At 59.7% G+C, this 17372-nt stretch carries 16 protein-coding genes; 8 read left to right on the top strand and 8 right to left on the bottom strand.

Translation table 11 applies throughout. From position 1 onward, the window contains the following. Positions 1 to 212: 212 nt before the first annotated feature. The 4 genes from GIW79_RS18555 to GIW79_RS18540 form a co-directional block, all read right to left on the bottom strand. The gene (locus tag GIW79_RS18555; RefSeq protein ID WP_054899095.1) at positions 213 to 626 is read right to left on the bottom strand and encodes a SufE family protein; all 414 of its coding nucleotides are present in this window, start codon (positions 624 to 626) and stop codon (positions 213 to 215) included. Then, on the bottom strand, positions 623 to 1828 hold the full coding sequence (locus GIW79_RS18550; protein WP_197900957.1) for an aminotransferase class V-fold PLP-dependent enzyme: 1206 nt from the start codon (positions 1826 to 1828) through the stop codon (positions 623 to 625). Before GIW79_RS18550 ends, GIW79_RS18555 begins: the two co-directional genes overlap by 4 nt. Before the next feature lie 68 nt (positions 1829 to 1896). Next, complete coding sequence (dapD, locus tag GIW79_RS18545; protein ID WP_034126827.1) at positions 1897 to 2931, bottom strand: 2,3,4,5-tetrahydropyridine-2,6-dicarboxylate N-succinyltransferase; 1035 nt, start codon at positions 2929 to 2931, stop codon at positions 1897 to 1899. Between the two features lie 31 nt (positions 2932 to 2962). Next, positions 2963 to 3271, bottom strand: coding sequence for an arsenate reductase (locus GIW79_RS18540; protein ID WP_229999207.1), 309 nt, complete (start codon positions 3269 to 3271; stop codon positions 2963 to 2965). 279 nt (positions 3272 to 3550) lie between these two features. Here GIW79_RS18540 and GIW79_RS18535 point away from each other — a divergent pair, with 279 nt between their 5' ends. Beyond that, positions 3551 to 5194 carry a Na+/H+ antiporter gene (locus GIW79_RS18535; RefSeq protein WP_054899093.1) on the top strand — a complete coding sequence of 548 codons (1644 nt, stop codon included), beginning with the start codon at positions 3551 to 3553 and terminating at the stop codon, positions 5192 to 5194. On the opposite strand, the gene GIW79_RS29675 is transcribed toward GIW79_RS18535, so the two are convergent. The 4 genes from GIW79_RS29675 to map form a co-directional block, all read right to left on the bottom strand. Next, positions 5184 to 5906 carry a M12 family metallopeptidase gene (locus GIW79_RS29675; protein ID WP_054899092.1) on the bottom strand — a complete coding sequence of 241 codons (723 nt, stop codon included), beginning with the start codon at positions 5904 to 5906 and terminating at the stop codon, positions 5184 to 5186. The two genes, GIW79_RS18535 and GIW79_RS29675, sit on opposite strands and share 11 nt — an antisense overlap. A gap of 124 nt (positions 5907 to 6030) precedes the next feature. Beyond that, entirely contained in the window at positions 6031 to 7230 is a 1200-nt protein-coding gene (dapC, locus tag GIW79_RS18525) for a succinyldiaminopimelate transaminase (RefSeq protein WP_236453885.1), read from the bottom strand. Between the two features lie 135 nt (positions 7231 to 7365). Further along, entirely contained in the window at positions 7366 to 10068 is a 2703-nt protein-coding gene (locus tag GIW79_RS18520; RefSeq protein WP_054917855.1) for a [protein-PII] uridylyltransferase, read from the bottom strand. Positions 10069 to 10132: 64 nt separating this feature from the next. After that, complete coding sequence (gene map / locus GIW79_RS18515; protein WP_054917857.1) at positions 10133 to 10915, bottom strand: type I methionyl aminopeptidase; 783 nt, start codon at positions 10913 to 10915, stop codon at positions 10133 to 10135. 388 nt (positions 10916 to 11303) lie between these two features. On the opposite strand from map, the gene rpsB reads away from it, so the two are divergent. The 7 genes from rpsB to ispC all read left to right on the top strand — a co-directional run bounded on the left by rpsB (position 11304) and on the right by ispC (position 17371). Further along, positions 11304 to 12041, top strand: a complete 738-nt coding sequence (gene rpsB, locus GIW79_RS18510; protein WP_003189158.1) for a 30S ribosomal protein S2 — start codon at positions 11304 to 11306, stop codon at positions 12039 to 12041. A gap of 191 nt (positions 12042 to 12232) precedes the next feature. Next, positions 12233 to 13096: a translation elongation factor Ts gene (gene tsf, locus GIW79_RS18505; protein ID WP_005785711.1), complete on the top strand. Its 864-nt coding sequence runs from the start codon at positions 12233 to 12235 to the stop codon at positions 13094 to 13096. A gap of 210 nt (positions 13097 to 13306) precedes the next feature. Continuing rightward, the gene (pyrH, locus tag GIW79_RS18500) at positions 13307 to 14050 is read left to right on the top strand and encodes a UMP kinase (RefSeq protein WP_003189161.1); all 744 of its coding nucleotides are present in this window, start codon (positions 13307 to 13309) and stop codon (positions 14048 to 14050) included. After that, a complete protein-coding gene (frr, locus tag GIW79_RS18495) occupies positions 14047 to 14604 on the top strand; it encodes a ribosome recycling factor (RefSeq protein ID WP_003189163.1) in 558 nt (185 codons plus the stop codon). The genes pyrH and frr overlap by 4 nt, the downstream gene beginning before the upstream one ends. Positions 14605 to 14621: 17 nt before the next feature. Next, positions 14622 to 15377 (top strand): polyprenyl diphosphate synthase, encoded by a 756-nt coding sequence (uppS, locus tag GIW79_RS18490; protein WP_054899097.1) that lies wholly within the window; start codon positions 14622 to 14624, stop codon positions 15375 to 15377. Next, positions 15378 to 16184 carry a phosphatidate cytidylyltransferase gene (locus tag GIW79_RS18485; RefSeq protein ID WP_034126832.1) on the top strand — a complete coding sequence of 269 codons (807 nt, stop codon included), beginning with the start codon at positions 15378 to 15380 and terminating at the stop codon, positions 16182 to 16184. Then, positions 16181 to 17371, top strand: a complete 1191-nt coding sequence (ispC, locus tag GIW79_RS18480; RefSeq protein ID WP_181125349.1) for a 1-deoxy-D-xylulose-5-phosphate reductoisomerase — start codon at positions 16181 to 16183, stop codon at positions 17369 to 17371. Before GIW79_RS18485 ends, ispC begins: the two co-directional genes overlap by 4 nt. Position 17372 lies beyond the last annotated feature (1 nt).

Raw genomic sequence — 17372 nt, 5'->3', positions numbered from 1 at the left:
GCCGCCACGCGCCATCCATGGCGCGGGGCGGCTAAACCGGCATCCCTGCCGGTTTACCCCCCAAATCCCTGTCGAATTCCGGCCAGCGTGGTTTAACGGGGCGCCTAAGATCAAAAGCAGATCAAGAGCGGCTCGCTTCGCATCGTGGTTACCGTTGAGCTAACAGAGTTATGTAGATACCTATGGCTATCGCAGGCAAGCCAGCTCCCACATTATTTCTGTGTACGCGTCAGGTCTCGCATGCGTTGCAGTACGGCATTCAAGCCATTGCTGCGCGACGGCGATAGTTGGCGCGACAGGCCCAGTTGATTGAACCAGCCAGGCAGGTCGACCGCTTGCAATTGATCAGCCGACAACCCATTGACCCGTGCCAGCAGCAACGCCACCAACCCGCGAATCATCCGTGCCTCGCTGCTCGCAGCAAACTGCCAATGGCCATCCTGCAAGCGCCCCACCAGCCACACCAGGCTTTCGCAACCTTGCACCAGGTTAGCATCGACCTTTTCGTCATCAGCCAGGGCGGGCAAGCGTTCACCCCATTGCATCAGCATCCGTGCGCGCTGCTCCCAGCTGCCCACGGCCTGGAAGGCTTCCAGCGCGGCTTGTGCCTCCAGCGGCAAGCTCATCGCAGCATGTCCAGCGCCTGGTCCAGCGCTTCAAAAAAGCGTTCCAGGTCGTCGGAATCGTTGTAGAGCGCCAGGGAAACGCGGATAGCGCCTGACAGATGCATTGCCTTCAACAATGGCATCGCGCAGTGATGACCGGCACGCACTGCAATGCCTTGCTCGGTCAGCAGGTGGGCGAGGTCGGCGTTGTGCACGCCCTCCACCACAAAACTCACCAGCGCCACCTGCGGCGATCCCAGCACGCGCACGCCATTGCGTGCCTTAAGCCCACGCAGCAGGTAGTCATGCAGGGCGGCTTCGTGGGCGATCACCGCCGAGGCATCCAGCGAGCTCAGGTAATCCAGGCTCGCGCCCAGGCCGATCACGCTGGCAATCGGTGGGGTGCCGGCTTCAAAGCCCAGCGGCGCGGGGCGAAAGCTGGCGCTGTGGTAGTCGGCCTGTTGCACCATCTCGCCGCCGAACTGCCAGTGGCGCAGGTGGTGCAGGGCCTCATTACGGCCATACAGCACGCCGACGCCGTCCGGGCCGTAGAGTTTGTGGCTGGAGAACACGTAGAAGTCGCAGCCCAGGGCCTGTACGTCGTGGCGGCCATGGACGATGCCTTGGGCGCCGTCCACCACCGTGAGGGCGCCATGTGCCTGGGCCAGCGCCAGCAAGGCTTGCAGCGGCTGCCAGGCACCGAGCACGTTGGACAACTGGCTCACCGCCAGCAGGCGCGTGCGCGGGCCAATCAAGCGGGCCGCGGCGTCCAGGTCGATTACGCCTTCATCGTCCAGGGGTAATACCACCAGCGTGAGCGCGCGGCGTTTGGCCAATTGCTGCCAGGGCAACAGGTTGGCGTGGTGTTCCAGGGCGCTGATGGCAATCTCATCGCCCGCATTGAATAAGTGTTCCAGGCCATAGGCCAGGAGGTTCAGCGCAGACGTTGCGCCGTGGGTAAACACAACCTGCCCGCTGTCACCTGCGTTCAACCACTGCGCGACCTTGCTGCGGCTGTCTTCAAAGGCCTGGGTAGCATGGGCCCCGGGCAAATGCTGGGCACGGTGCACATTCGCTGCGCCATTGGCGTAGTAATGATTGATGGCATCCAGCAGGGCTTGGGGTTTTTGCGTGGTGGCGGCGCTGTCCAGATAGATCTGGTCTTGCCGTTGCAGGGTGGCGATGGCCGGGAAGTCGGCGCGCCAGGGGGAGGGCACAAGCATGGTGATCAAGACTCGTATAAGCGGGCCGCCCCCGAGGGTGCGGCCCGCTAGTGGCATCGAGTGGCTGCTTAGTTGTGAGCGTGCAGCGCTTCGTTCAGTTCGATGGCCGATTTGTGGGTTTTACACTCCACGGCACCGGTCTCGGAGTTACGACGGAACAGCAGGTCCGGCTGGCCAGCCAACTCGCGTGCCTTGACCACCTTGACCAGTTGGTTCTGCTCGTCCAGCAGGGCAACCTTGGTGCCGGCGGTGATGTAGAGGCCCGACTCCACGGTGTTGCGGTCGCCCAATGGGATACCGGTACCGGCGTTGGCGCCGATCAGGCAGCCTTCGCCCACCTTGATCACAATATTGCCGCCGCCCGACAGGGTGCCCATGGTGGAGCAACCGCCGCCCAGGTCCGAGCCCTTGCCGACGAATACGCCCGCCGATACGCGACCTTCGATCATGCCCGGGCCTTCGGTGCCCGCGTTGAAGTTGACGAAGCCTTCGTGCATCACGGTGGTGCCTTCGCCCACGTACGCGCCCAGACGGATACGTGCAGCGTCAGCGATACGCACGCCAGCCGGTACGACGTAGTCGGTCATTTTCGGGAACTTGTCCACCGAGAACACTTCCAGCAGGTCGCCACGCAGGCGCGCTTCCAGTTGGCGCTCGGCCAGTTCATTGATGTCGATAGCGCCCTGGCTGGTCCAGGCCACGTTCGGCAACTGCGGGAACACACCGGCCAGGCTCAGGCCGTGGGGCTTGACCAGGCGATGGGACAGCAGGTGCAGCTTGAGGTAGGCCTCAGGCGTGGAGGTCAGTGCGGCGTCTTCGGCCAGCAAGGTCGCGACCAGCGGCGTGTGGCTTTCAGCCAGGCGGCTGAGCAGGGCGGCCTGGGCAGCATCGACGCCTTTGAGCGCGTCGGCCAGTTGCAGGGCCTGGCTCACGGTGAAGGTGATCGCCTGGTTGCCTTCGGTGTAACCGAGGATCGGTGCGATGGCGGCAACGATTTCAGCCGACGGGTTGAGCAAGGGTTGTGCGTAAAACACTTCCAGCCAAGCACCTTGGCGGTTCTGAGTGCCGACGCCGAAGCCCAGGCTGAACAGGGAATTGGACATGCTGTTACCTCTACAAAAATGGAAGGCTGGCCTACTTGAGGGCCGCCGAATAACTATCTGGCTTGAAGCCAATCAGGGTTCTGTCACCGAGATCGAGCACCGGGCGCTTGATCATCGAGGGTTGTGCGAGCATCAATTCAATGGCTTTCGACTGATCGAGATCGGCTTTGCGTTCGTCTTCGAGTTTGCGAAAGGTGGTGCCCGCACGGTTCAAAACCACCTGCCAACCGTGCTCATTGCACCATTGGGTCAAGTGTTCGCGGTCGATACCGGCCGTTTTGTAGTCATGGAACTCATAGCTCACCCCGTGCTCATCGAGCCAGGTGCGCGCCTTTTTCATGGTGTCGCAGGCTTTGATGCCGAAAAGGTGCAAGGTTTTGCTTGAAGCACTCAAGGAATTGCCCCCCTTTGGACGTATGAAAATGAAAGATCGCCGATTATGCCACGACCAGCGGGTTTCGGCGCCGCTCGTCAACAGCGTGCGACTTTTGTGCAAAGTGCCAGTGCGCAGCATAGGCCAGTAACATAGCCAGGTAACATAGCCGGGTAATATGGCACTTCAACGGCCAGTTGTTGCCTGATGTGTCGTTGCAAGCCGATTGTCCGGGAAACCCGCGTTATGCAAACCGCCTACACCGTTCTTATCCTGCTGATGCTGGTCAGCTTTTCGCGCCTGATCGGGCGCATCATTCCACTGCCCTTGCCCCTGGTGCAGATCGCCGCCGGCGCCTTGCTGGCCTGGCCCACGTTGGGGCTGCATGTGGCGCTGGACCCTGAGCTGTTCCTGTTTCTGTTCCTGCCGCCACTGTTGTTTTCCGATGGTTGGCGCATGCCCAAGCGTGAGTTGTGGCACCTGCGTGGCCCGATCCTGACATTGGCGGTGGGGCTGGTGCTGTTCACCGTGGTGGGCGCCGGTTACTTCATTCATTGGTTGCTGCCCTCGATCCCCTTGCCGGTGGCCTTTGCCCTGGCAGCGGTGCTCTCGCCGACGGACGCTGTGGCGGTGTCGGCCATTTCCCAGAACCGTTTGCCCAAGCCGCTGATGCACATGCTCCAGGGCGAGGCCTTGATGAATGACGCGTCGGGCCTCGTGACTTTCAAGTTCGCCCTGGCCGCTGCGTTGACCGGGGTCTTTTCCCTGGCGGATGCCAGCCTGACGTTTGTGTTAGTGGCGGTGGGCGGGCTGGCGATCGGTGTGGCGTTGAGCTGGCTGGTCGGCCGCCTGCGCGCCTGGATGATCGCGCGCGGTTGGGACGACCCGGCGACCCATGTGGTGTTCATGTTGTTGCTGCCCTTTGCTGCGTACGTACTGGCTGAACGCCTGGGCGCGTCCGGCATCCTCTCGGCGGTGGCAGCGGGCATGATGCAAAGCTGGCTCGACCTGCTGCCGCGCCAGACCAGCACGCGCCTGCTCAACCGCAGCGTGTGGTCGTTGCTGGAGTTTGCCTTTAACGGCCTGATCTTCCTGCTGCTCGGTCTGCAACTGCCAGACATCATCAAGGCCGTGGTCAGCCATGAAACCACGCTGTGGCCCACCTTGATGTATCGCTGCCTGGATGTGGTGGCGATCTTTCTGGTGCTGGTGGTGTTGCGCTTCATCTGGGTGCAAAGCATCTGGCGGCTGTCAGGGTTGCTGCGCAGGCTACGTGGCAAAAGCGCGCTGACCCTGGTGCCGACGGCCCGTTCCTGCTGGTTGTTGACCGTCGGCGGTGTACGCGGTGCGGTGACCCTGGCGGGCGTCATGTCGGTGCCCTTGCTGTTGGCGCCTGGCCAGGATTTCCCTGAGCGTGACCTGCTGATCTTTATCGCTGCCGGTGTGATCCTGTTATCACTGGTCGCTGCCTGTATCGCGCTGCCGCTGCTGTTACGCGGCGTCGAGAATAGCCCGGATGAAAAACGCCACAAAGAAGTGCGCGAAGCCTGGAAAAAGACCGCCGTGGCCGCGATTCATGCACTGGAGGCCGACGAGCCAGCCGAGGCCGAAACGCCGGACGCCGCCCAGGCGGCATTGGCTACCGAACTGAAGGCACGGCTGATGTCGGAATATCGCCATCAATTGGAAGTCTTCAACGATTCGGCTGAAGCTCAGGCGCTGGCGCAGCAAATGGACCTGCTTGAGCGCAAGCTGCGGCTCAAGGCTCTGCGCGCGCAACGGTTGGAGTTGTACAGCTTGAGCCGTCACCACCAGATTGGTGATGACGTATTGAGGGAGGTGCTGGCGGAATTGGATATGAGCGAGGCGAATTTGGGGCTCAAGAAATAGCAGATATCGCTTTTGGATAGGTCTTTTTTGCCCAGGCGATGTCTCCATCGCTCAGCGCCCAACTTTCTGACTGGGCCCAGCCTCTGTGTGTGAAGGCGGAATCAATTTCATAGTGCATGACTGATTCGCCATCATAGGGCATGAAGTGGTATTTGCTGGACCGAGGCAGGGGAAGCAAGTTGCGTTCTGCCTCTTGCTTGTTTGATCCGGGTATACGTTTGATCTTCTCCATATCCCATGGAATATCGGCGTCAGGGTGTTGATGGGCGTGATGAGCGCCCAGCATATGCCCAAACTCGTGCATCACGATGTAAGCGAATCTGGGGTGCTTATGGTCCCATGGGAGTTCCATGGTGGGATACGCTGGATTTTTATCGAGTGCTTGCGTTCCTACGGCTGAGTTGCCTTCGGAGTCGTTGCTCGGGTTCTGCGCGATACGAACATCCCCTTCATTCCCGGATACAAACTCGAACTTCAGATTGATGTGGGGCAGCCATTCGCTGGCGGCCTTTTTAACGGCCAGTACGTATTCATCGTCCTTATCGCATTCGTAGATGGCGATTTTGATCGTGCTGTTTTGAGGCCAGTATCTAGCCGGCTCACCAATATTGCGCCGGCTTCTGGAAAGCGGTTGTGCTTTATCTGCGGAGTCTTCGTTGGACGCACTGGGCGAGTTGTATAGAAAAGCGGATTGGGAGGAGGTGACTATCACGTTATCTTTCCTGCGATGAGTGTGGGCGAATGTATTGGTTTATTCGTCCACGTCGCAGGAAAGTTCCGAGCATACTGCTTGAAATTATATGCCCCGTATATCATGGATATATACGGGAGGGTGTTCAGGTGCGACGTTGAATGTAATCCCGAATCCGCTCAGCCGCTTCCACGCATTCGGCCAACGGCGCAACCAATGCCAGGCGCACACGCCCCGCACCTGGGTTAAAGCCGTCCACTTCCCGCGACAGGTAAGAGCCCGGCACCACCGTCACATGTTCTTCCACGAACAAATCGCGGCAGAAGGCGGCGTCATCGCCTTGTACATTCGGCCACAGGTAAAAGCCGCCGTCCGGGCTTTGCACGTCCAGCACCGGCTTGAGGATCGCCAGCACTGCGTCGAACTTCTCGCGGTACAGGTCACGGTTGGCCAGTACATGGGCCTCATCCTGCCAGGCGGCGATGCTGGCCAACTGGGTTTGCACCGGCATCGCGCAGCCATGGTAGGTGCGGTACAGCAAAAAGGCCTTGAGGATCTCGGCGTCGCCGGCCACGAAGCCTGAACGCAGGCCTGGCAGGTTGGAGCGCTTGGATAGGCTGTGGAATACCACACAACGCTTGAAGTCCTGACGGCCCAGTTCGACGCAGGCGCTGAGCAGGCCCGGGGGTGGGGTTTGTTCGTCGAAGTACAGTTCGCTGTAGCATTCGTCGGCGGCGATGACGAAATCGTATTTATCGGCCAGGGCGATGAGTTTTTTCAGCGTGGCGACTGGAATCAGCGCACCGGTCGGGTTACCGGGGGAGCACAGGAACAGGATCTGGCAACGTTTCCAGATATCCGCAGAGACAGCATCGAAGTCTGGATTGAAGCCGTTGCTATCCAGGCACGGCAGGTAATGCGGCTTGGCCCCGGCCAGGAACGCGGCGCCTTCGTAGATCTGGTAGAACGGGTTGGGGCTCACAACCAGTGCATCGTCGCCACGGTTGACCACGGTCTGGGTGAAGGCAAACAACGCCTCGCGCGTACCGTTGACCGGCAGGATGTTGCGCGCCGGGTCCAGCCAGCCCTTGGGCACGTTGAAGCGGCGTTCGCACCAGGCGCCGATGGCTTCACGCAGTGCCGGGATACCCAACGTGGTGGGGTACACCGCCATTTGATCGAGGTTATTGCTCAAGGCCTCGGCAACGAAGGCCGGTGACGTGTGCTTGGGCTCGCCGATGGACAGTGCGATCGGGCGTTTGTCCGGGTTCGGCGTCACGCTGCCGAGCAGGGCGCGCAGCTTCTCGAAGGGGTAGGGCTGCAACTGGTTAAGGGCGTTGTTCATATAAGCCTCTATCACGGTGAGCGCGGATCTGTGGGAGCTGGCCTGCCTGCGATCTGCGGTCGATCGGACGGGCCGAGGTGTCTGCATCGCAGGCAAGCCGGCTCCCACATGACTCGTGTTCACAAAGTTAAGAATTCAAATAGTCAGTCTGGTCAGCTCGACACCGGGTTCCTGGGTCACGCTCAACTGCTCCACGATTGCCGCCTGTAAACGCAGGCACAGCTCCGGGTCGGACAGTGGCTGGTTGTCGGCATCGGTGATAAAGAACACGTCTTCCACCCGCTCGCCCAGGGTCGCAATCTTGGCATTTTGCAATGACAGGTCGAACTCCAGGAAAATCCCGCCGATACGCGCCAGCAGGCCTGGGCGATCCGGTGCGCTGAGCTCCAGCACCGTCACCGGGCGCTGTGCGTCGTTGGAAATGGTCACCTGAGGCGCAAAGGCAAAATGCTTGAGCTGGCGCGGCACCCGGCGCTGGATGATGGTGGGGTAGTCGTCGGGGTTGCGCAGGGCTTCGGTGAGGCCCTCGCGGATCTTTTTCACGCGCGCCGGGTTGTCGCCAATCGAGTCGCCGTCGGCGTCGAGCACGATGTAGGTGTCGAGGGTGAACTGGCTGCTGGAGGTGATGACCCGGGCGTCATGGATGTTCAGGTTGAGCTGGTCCATGGCCGCCACGGTCACGGCGAAGAAGTCGTGCTGGTCGGGCGCGTAGATGAAGATCTGCGTGCCGCCTTCGAATTCGCGCTGGGTGGTTTCCTTGATCAAGACCAACGGGCCGCCATCGGCGGGTTGCTGCAGGATTGCGTCACTGTGCCAGGCCACGTCGCCGGCGGTGTGGCGCAGGAAGTAATCATCACCCAGTTGCGACCAGAGTTGCTCGACGTCGTCCGGGTCGTTACCGCCGCGCACCAGGATATCCAGGGCTGCGCTTTGGGTGCGGCGGATCTGCTCTTCGCGGTCCACCGGGTTCTCCAGGCCACGGCGCAGGGCGCGCTTGGTTTCGGTGTACAGCTGGCGCAACAGGCTGGCACGCCAGGAGTTCCACAGCGTGGGGTTAGTGGCGTTGATATCGGAGACGGTCAGCACATAGAGGTAGTCGAGACGGGTCTCATCGCCGACGATGCCGGCAAAGTCGTGAATCACCTGTGGGTCGGACAAGTCCTTGCGCTGGGCCGTGGTCGACATCACCAGGTGGTTCTGCACCAGCCAGACAATCAGGCGGCTGTCCCACAACGGCAACTGGTGGCGCTGGCAGAAGGCTTCGGCATCGACCGCGCCGATCTCCGAGTGGTCGCCATGCCGGCCCTTGCCGATGTCGTGGTACAAGCCGGCCAGGTAAATCAACTCGGGCTTGGGCAGCTTGGCCATCAGCTTACTGGCCAGCGGGAATTTCTCTGACACCTGCGTGTACTGCAACTTACGCAGGTGCTTGATCAGGTTCAGGGTGTGGGCATCGACGGTATAGATATGGAACAGGTCGTGCTGCATCTGCCCGACGATAAAGCCGAACTCCGGCAGGTAGCGCCCCAGAATGCCGTAGCGGTTCATGCGCCGCAGGTTGCGATGGATGCCGATGCGGCACTTGAACAGCTCGATAAACAGGCTGGTATTGCGAATGTCGTTGCGAAAATCGTCGTCGATCAGGTGACGGTTTTCCCGCAGCAAGCGGATGGTATCGGCGCGCACGCCTTTGATCTCCGGCTGCTGGGCCATCAACACGAAGATTTCCAGCATGGCGAACGGGGTGCGGCGGAACACGTTGTCGTTGCGTGCTTCGATATAGCCGTCGTGCAACTGGAAACGCGCATTGATCGGCTGCGGTGGCGCTTCGTCTTCGGGGGCCAGGATCACTTCTTCGAAGTGCTGGATGATCAAGTCGCTGAGCTGGGCAATGCTCATGACTACCCGGTAGTACTGCTGCATGAAGCTTTCGATGCTGGTCTTCGCATCTTCGCCTTCAAAGCCCAGAAGGGTAGCGATAGAGCGCTGGTGATCGAAGAGCAGGCGGTCTTCGGAACGACCGGCCAGCATGTGCAGGGCGTAGCGCACCTTCCACAGGAATTCCTGGGACGAGGCCAGCAGGGAATTTTCGCTCTCCACCAGAAAGCCTTCGCCGGCCAGGGCGCGCAGGTTCAGCGTGCCGTATTGACGGCGCGCCACCCACAAGATTGTCTGGATATCCCGCAGCCCACCGGGTGAGCCTTTGACGTTGGGTTCCAGGTTGTATTCGGTGTCGTTGTACTTGTGGTGCCGGGCTTTTTGCTCGGCGCGCTTGGCCAGGAAAAAGTCTTTGCTTGGCCACATGTGTGCGGTACTGGTGACTTCGAGCATGCGCTGGCGCAGGCGCTCGGGGCCGCAGATGGTGCGGCTTTCCATCAGGTTGGTGACCACCGTCAGGTCGGCACGGGCTTCTTCGGCGCATTCGTCCACCGAGCGTACGCTCTGGCCGACTTCCAGGCCGATGTCCCACAGCAACGTCAGAAAGCGCTCGATGGAATCGCGAAAGGTCTCATGATCGGCCTGGTCCAGCAGGATCAGCAGGTCGATGTCGGAGTAGGGATGCAGTTCGCCGCGACCGTAGCCGCCGACCGCCACCAGGGCGATATCGGCGTCGAAACTCCAATTGAACTGCTCCCAGGCCTTTTGCAGGATGTTATCGACGAACCAGGCGCGGTCTTCGATCAGGCGGCGAATATCCCGGCCGCTGCGAAAGCGCGCATCGAGCACCTCGCGGGCTTGGCGGATGGCCTTCTTGAAGGCGGCGATGGGGCTTGCCTTCAGTGCCAGCTCGGCCTGGAATTGGCCGCGGTCGAAGAGTTCGGGATCCACCTGGGGCATCGTTCGGCTTTCCTTTCTATCTATCAGTCAGTCACAACACGTTGCGGGAAAACCTGGGCGACCTTCAGGCCGAAACGCGTGGGATGGTGTCGTCAGCGCGCAGGGTGAAGATCTCGTAGCCGGTGTCGGTGACCAGCAGGGTGTGTTCCCACTGGGCCGAGAGCTTGCGGTCCTTGGTGATGGCGGTCCAGCCGTCGCCCAGCACCTTGGTGTCGGCCTTGCCCTGGTTGATCATCGGTTCGATGGTGAAGGTCATGCCGGCCTTGAGTTCCATACCGGTACCGGCACGGCCGTAGTGCAGAATCTGCGGCTCTTCGTGGAACACCTTGCCGATACCGTGGCCGCAGAACTCGCGCACCACCGAGAAGCCGTTCTTTTCCGCGTGCTTCTGGATCACTTCACCGATGTCGCCCAGGCGGCAGCCGGGCTTGACGATCTCGATGGCCTTGTACATGCATTCCTGGGTGACCTGGGACAGACGCTCGGCCCATACCGGCACATTACCGACGTGGAACATGCGGCTGGTGTCGCCGTGGTAACCATCCTTGATCACCGTGACGTCGATGTTCAGGGTGTCGCCGTCTTTCAGTGGCTTGTCACCGGGAATGCCGTGGCAGACCACGTGGTTGATCGAGGTGCAGATCGACTTGGGGAAGCCTTTGTAATTCAGCGGGGCAGGGATGGCTTTTTGCACGTCGACTATATAGTCGTGGCAAATGCGGTCCAGCGTTTCGGTGGTGACGCCGGGCTTGACGTGTTCGGCGATCATTTCCAGCACGTCGGCAGCCAGTTTGCCGGCAACGCGCATGCCTGCGATGTCTTCGGCGGTTTTCAAGGTAACGGTCATACAGGCTCTCTCTAGCGCGACGCGCTGAAATCAATACGGTTCACGGGGAGCGCGACAAAGGGGTACAGCATTCGCGCAAGTCCCAAAAAACGCGATTCTAACAGACGATGCTGGCAAATCATGCGCGTCTGGTGATCGCTTCTCTCTATGAGGTAGAGGCATGTTGGCTGTATTCAAGGGGTTACGCAAAGACGACGACCGGCAAGTGTGATTGCGGGTTTCGTTTTTGCCGATGCTGTGGTATAAAATGCGCCGCTTTCCGGGGATACCCCGCAAAGCTTAAATCCACACACGTGTCGACACGATGACCTGGGTGCCGGAGGCCTTGATGCCGCTGGTTGGTCATTGGGATACGTGGAGGCCAAACCCGACTTATTAAGGAACTATCATGTCCCAAGTCAACATGCGCGATATGCTGAAGGCCGGTGTGCACTTCGGTCACCAGACCCGTTACTGGAACCCGAAAATGGGTAAGTACATTTTCGGCGCGCGTAACAAGATTCACATTATCAACCTTGAAAAAACCCTGCCAATGTTCAACGAAGCGCTGACTTTCGTAGAGCGTCTGGCCCAGGGCAAAAACAAGATCCTGTTCGTTGGCACCAAGCGTTCCGCTGGCAAGATCGTTGCTGAAGAAGCAGCACGTTGCGGTTCGCCGTACGTGGATCACCGCTGGTTGGGCGGCATGCTGACCAACTTCAAAACCATCCGTGCTTCCATCAAGCGTCTGCGTGACCTTGAAGTACAAGCCGAAGACGGTACTTTCGCCAAGCTGACCAAGAAAGAAGCGCTGATGCGCTCCCGTGACCTGGAAAAGCTCGATCGTTCCCTGGGTGGTATCAAGGACATGGGCGGTCTGCCTGACGCACTGTTCGTTATCGACGTTGATCACGAGCGCATCGCGATCACCGAAGCCAACAAGCTGGGCATCCCGGTTATCGGCGTAGTCGATACCAACAGCAGCCCGGAAGGCGTTGACTACATCATCCCAGGCAACGATGACGCAATCCGCGCTATCCAGCTGTACATGGGTTCGATGGCTGACGCTGTAATCCGTGGTCGCAACCACGTTGCTGGTGGTACCGAGCAGTTCGTTGAAGAAGCTCCGGTAGCTGCCGCTGAGTAATTGACGCCCTGGCGTTGACTCAGTAAGCAAAAAGGGGGCTTGGCCCCCTTTTTGCCACCTCGAAAACCATTTGTCGGCAGCGCAGCTACATTATTTGTAACGTGCAGCGGCCTACAACGGAAATTCGGGAAGAATTGATCGCCCGTTTAATCGGGTGGAATGGTTGAAAACCTATCCAAGAGGATTTTGAAATGGCAGAGATTACTGCAGCGTTGGTTAAAGAACTGCGTGAGCGTACCGGCGAAGGCATGATGGATTGCAAAAAGGCCTTGACCAAGGCCGGCGGCGACATCGAAAAAGCCATTGATGACATGCGTGCTTCCGGCGCCATCAAGGCTGCCAAGAAAGCAGGTAACGTGGCTGCTGAAGGCGCTATCGCTCTGAAAGAAGACGGCAAATCCGCCGTTCTGCTGGAAGTGAACTCCCAGACCGACTTCCTGGCTCTGCAGGATGACTTCAAGGCATTCGTTGCTGCCAGCGTCGAAAAAGCTTTCGCTGACAAGCTGACCACTGTTGAGCCTCTGATCGAAGCTCAAGAAGCAGCTCGCCTGGTACTGGTCGGCAAGGTTGGCGAAAACGTCAACATCCGTCGCCTGGTTCGCGTTGAAGGTGATGTAGTTGGTGGCTACCTGCACGGCAACAAAATCGGTGTTGCAGTTGTTCTGAAAGGCGGCGACGTTGAGCTGGCCAAAGACATCGCGATGCACGTTGCTGCAAGCAACCCTGAGTTCCTGCTGCCTTCGGAAGTTTCGGCCGAAGCGATCGAGCGTGAAAAAGCTGTGTTCCTGCAGCTGAACGAAGAAAAAATCAAAGGCAAGCCAGAAAACATTGTTGAGAACATGGTCAAAGGCCGTATCAGCAAGTTCCTGGCCGAAGCAAGCCTGGTTGAGCAGGCGTTCGTCAAGAACCCTGAAATCAAGGTTGGCGAACTGGCTAAGAAAGCCGGTGCTGAAATCGTTTCCTTCACTTACTTCAAAGTAGGCGAAGGCATCGAGAAGCCGGTCGACAACTTCGCTGAAGAAGTTGCTGCCCAGCTGGCTGCCGCCAAGCAATAAGACAGTTCCAAACTGTCGCCGAAAGAGGCTGCCCGCTCACGCGCGCAGCCTCTTTTCAAATGGGAAGGCCAATTTTATTTGGTTTCCTCTCGGAACTGGCTTACAAAGCCGTGTTCCGATGGCGCTGTGACAGCGTCCAGCTAGAGTGAACGCAAGCCGTAAACGGCTCGCCAAGAATTTTTAAAAAATACGCCGCAGGAGAGATTCGCAATGGCTCAGCAGGGCAGTGGTTATCAGGCTCGCTATAAACGCATTCTACTCAAGCTCAGCGGCGAGGCCCTGATGGGCTCGGAAGAGTTCGGGATCGACCCCAAGGTGCTTGACCGCATGGCGCTGGAAGTCGGCCAGTTGGTCGGTATCGGCGTGCAGGTCGGCCTGGTGATTGGTGGTGGCAACCTGTTCCGCGGTGCGGCACTGAGTGCGGCCGGTATGGACCGGGTTACCGGCGACCACATGGGCATGCTGGCCACTGTGATGAACGCCCTCGCCATGCGCGACGCCCTGGAGCGCGCCAACATCTCGGCCATCGTGATGTCGGCAATTTCCATGGTTGGCGTGACCGATCACTATGATCGCCGCAAAGCCATGCGCCACCTGAACTCCAAGGAAGTGGTGATCTTTGCTGCTGGCACAGGTAACCCGTTCTTCACTACCGACTCGGCCGCATGCCTGCGTGCTATCGAAATCGATGCTGACGTGGTGTTGAAGGCGACCAAGGTGGATGGCGTATACACTGCAGACCCATTCAAAGACCCGCATGCCGAGAAGTTCGATCATCTGACCTACGATGAAGTACTGGATCGCAAGCTGGGTGTCATGGACCTGACCGCTATCTGCCTGTGCCGCGACCACAAGATGCCGCTGCGCGTATTTAACATGAACAAGCCCGGCGCCCTGCTGAATATCGTACACGGCGGCGCAGAAGGGACTCTGATCGAGGAAGGCCAACAATGATCAACGAAATCAAGAAAGACGCCCAGGCGCGTATGCAGAAATCCCTGGAATCCTTGAGCCACGCCTTTGGCCAGATCCGTACTGGCAAGGCGCACCCAAGCATCCTGGGCAGCGTGATGGTGCCTTACTACGGTTCCGACACCCCGCTGAGCGGCGTGGCCAACGTGACCGTGAAGGATTCGCGTACCCTGCAAGTTGTTGCCTTCGAGCGCAACATGCTCGCCGCCGTCGACAAGGCTATCCAGAGTGCCGGCCTGAACCTCAACCCGACCAACCTGGGCGAGTTGCTGCTGATCTCCATGCCAGCCCTGACCGAAGAAACCCGCAAGGGCTTCACCAAGCAGGCGCGCAGTGCTGCTGAAGATGCGCGCGTTGCCGTGCGTAACATCCGCCGCGATGCACTGGGCGACCTGAAGAAACTGGTCAAGGACAAGGAAATCAGCGAAGACGAAGAGCGCCGTGCCGTCGCTGATATCGACAAGCTGACCAAGGACGCCGAAGCCCAGATCACCAAGGCGACCGAAGAAAAAGAAAAGGACCTGATGGCCGTATAAGGGGTCAGGACGCCTTCATGGAAAAGACCAAGCAGACTGTGCCCTCCGTGGTGCCGCGCCATGTCGCGATCATCATGGATGGGAATAATCGCTGGGCGAAAAAACGCTTTATGCCGGGTGTTGCCGGGCATAAAGCGGGTGTTGACGCGGTAAGGGCGGTGATTGAGGTGTGCGCCGAGGCAAAGGTTGAAGTATTGACCTTGTTCGCGTTCTCAAGTGAGAACTGGCAGCGACCCGCCGATGAAGTCAGTGCCTTGATGGACCTGTTCTTCAAGGCTCTGCGTCGTGAGGCCAAGCGCCTCAACGACAACAACATCAGTCTGCGTATCATCGGTGATCGCTCGCGTTTCCATCCGGAGCTGCAAGCTGCCATGCGCGAAGCCGAGGCCATCACTGCCGGTAGTAACCGTTTTGTGTTGCAGATCGCAGCCAACTACGGTGGTCAGTGGGATATTGCCCAGGCTGCGCAGCGGCTGGCCCGCGAAGTGCAGGCCGGCCATCTGCGCCCGGACGACATCACGCCCCAACTGTTGCAAACCTGCCTGGTGACCGGCGACCTGCCGTTGCCGGACTTGTGCATTCGCACCGGTGGCGAGCATCGCATCAGCAATTTCCTGCTGTGGCAGCTGGCCTACACCGAGCTGTACTTCTCCGACCTGTTCTGGCCGGACTTCAAACACGAAGCCATGCGTAATGCACTGGCTGATTTCGCTTCCCGTCAGCGTCGCTTCGGTAAAACGAGCGAGCAGATCGAAGCTGGAGCCCGGGTTTAAATGCTTAAACAACGAATCATCACGGCGCTGATCCTGCTGCCGATTGCCTTGTGCGGTTTTTTCCTGCTCGACGGTTCCGGCTTTGCGCTGTTCATCGGCCTGGTTGTGACCCTTGGTGCGTGGGAGTGGGCGCGCCTGGCAGGCTTTGTCAACCAGTTGCCGCGTATGGCCTATGCCGCCTTGGTCGCGCTGTTGTTGTTCTTCATGTACATCCTGCCGGACATCGCGCCCTGGGTGCTGGGGGCTGCAGTGTTGTGGTGGGCGTTGGCGACTTTCCTGGTGCTCACCTATCCGCGCACCAGTAGCCAGTGGTCCAGCGTGGCCTGCAAGCTGGTGATTGGCCTGGCGATCCTCTTGCCGGCCTGGCAAGGGCTGGTGGAGATAAAGCGTTACCCGCTGGGCAACGAATTGATCCTGGCTGTGATGGTGTTGGTATGGGGCGCCGACATTGGTGCCTACTTCTCGGGGAGAGCCTTTGGCAAACGCAAGCTGGCCCCGGCCGTAAGCCCCGGCAAGAGCTGGGAAGGCGTATACGGCGGCCTGGCCTTGACGCTGCTGATCACCCTGGTGGTCGGTGTGGTGCGTGACTGGTCGGTAAAGGAAGTGCTTCTGGCCTTGCTGGGGACGGCTATTGTCGTCTTCATCTCGGTGGTGGGCGACCTTACCGAGAGCATGTTCAAACGCCAGGCGGGCATCAAGGACAGCAGTAACCTGCTGCCAGGCCATGGCGGTGTGCTTGACCGTATCGACAGCCTCACCGCTGCGCTGCCTATTTTTGCCGTGCTGTTGTGGATGATCGCTTCGTGAGCCGCCTGCAGCAGGTTACGGTGCTGGGCGCGACCGGCTCGGTCGGGCTCAGTACCCTGGATGTCATAGCGCGTCACCCCGATCGCTATCAAGTTTTCGCCCTGACCGGCTTCACGCGTTTGCGCGAGTTGCTGGCCTTGTGCGTGCGTCACTTGCCGCGCTTTGCCGTGGTGCCTGAGGCGGCTGCGGCTCGTAATCTGCAGGATGATCTGCGGGCTGCCGGGCTGGCCACTCAGGTATTGGTTGGCGAGGCAGGCTTATGCCAGGTCTCGGCCGACGCGGACGTGGATACGGTGGTGGCGGCGATTGTCGGTGCGGCAGGTTTGCGCCCGACCTTGGCGGCAGTCGATGCTGGCAAGAAAATCCTGCTGGCCAACAAAGAAGCTTTGGTCATGTCCGGCGCACTCTTTATGCAAGCGGTGCGTAAGAGCGGAGCGGTGCTGCTGCCTCTGGACAGCGAGCACAACGCCATCTTCCAGTGCATGCCCGGTGATTTTGCCCGCGGCTTGAGCCAGGTCGGCGTGCGCCGAATTCTGCTGACGGCATCGGGTGGCCCATTCCGCCAGACTCCGTCGGCCGAGCTGGACCATGTGTCTCCCGATCAGGCATGCGCTCACCCGAACTGGTCCATGGGGCGCAAAATCTCCGTGGATTCGGCGAGCATGATGAACAAGGGCCTGGAGTTGATCGAGGCATGCTGGCTGTTCGATGCGCGGCCTGACCAGGTTGAGGTGGTCATTCACCCACAAAGTGTGATCCATTCCCTGGTCGATTACGTGGATGGTTCGGTGTTGGCGCAATTGGGTAACCCGGACATGCGCACGCCGATCGCCAACGCCTTGGCGTGGCCTGAGCGGATTGATTCCGGCGTAGCACCGTTGGACTTGTTTGCAATCGCGCGCCTGGACTTCGAAGCCCCGGACGAGCAGCGTTTCCCTTGTTTGCGCCTGGCGCGGCAAGCGGCCGAGGCGGGTAACAGTGCCCCGGCGATGCTTAACGCGGCCAACGAAGTTGCCGTGGCGGCGTTTCTTGAGCGGCGCATCCGCTTTCCGCAGATCGCGAGTATCATCGAGGACGTCCTGGCGCTTGAGCCGGTAGTGGCAGTGAATGACCTGGAGGCGGTGTTCGAGGCCGACACCAAGGCCCGAGCCCTGGCCGGGCAATGGTTGGATCGCAATGCGGGTTAGG

The organism is Pseudomonas sp. PA-7-1E, assembly GCF_021605325.1.
In the GTDB taxonomy this organism is placed as follows: Bacteria; Pseudomonadota; Gammaproteobacteria; order Pseudomonadales; family Pseudomonadaceae; genus Aquipseudomonas; species Aquipseudomonas fluorescens_BV.
The sequence above is the reverse complement of the archived record's forward strand: the minus strand, read 5'-3'. Positions and strand labels throughout refer to the sequence as shown.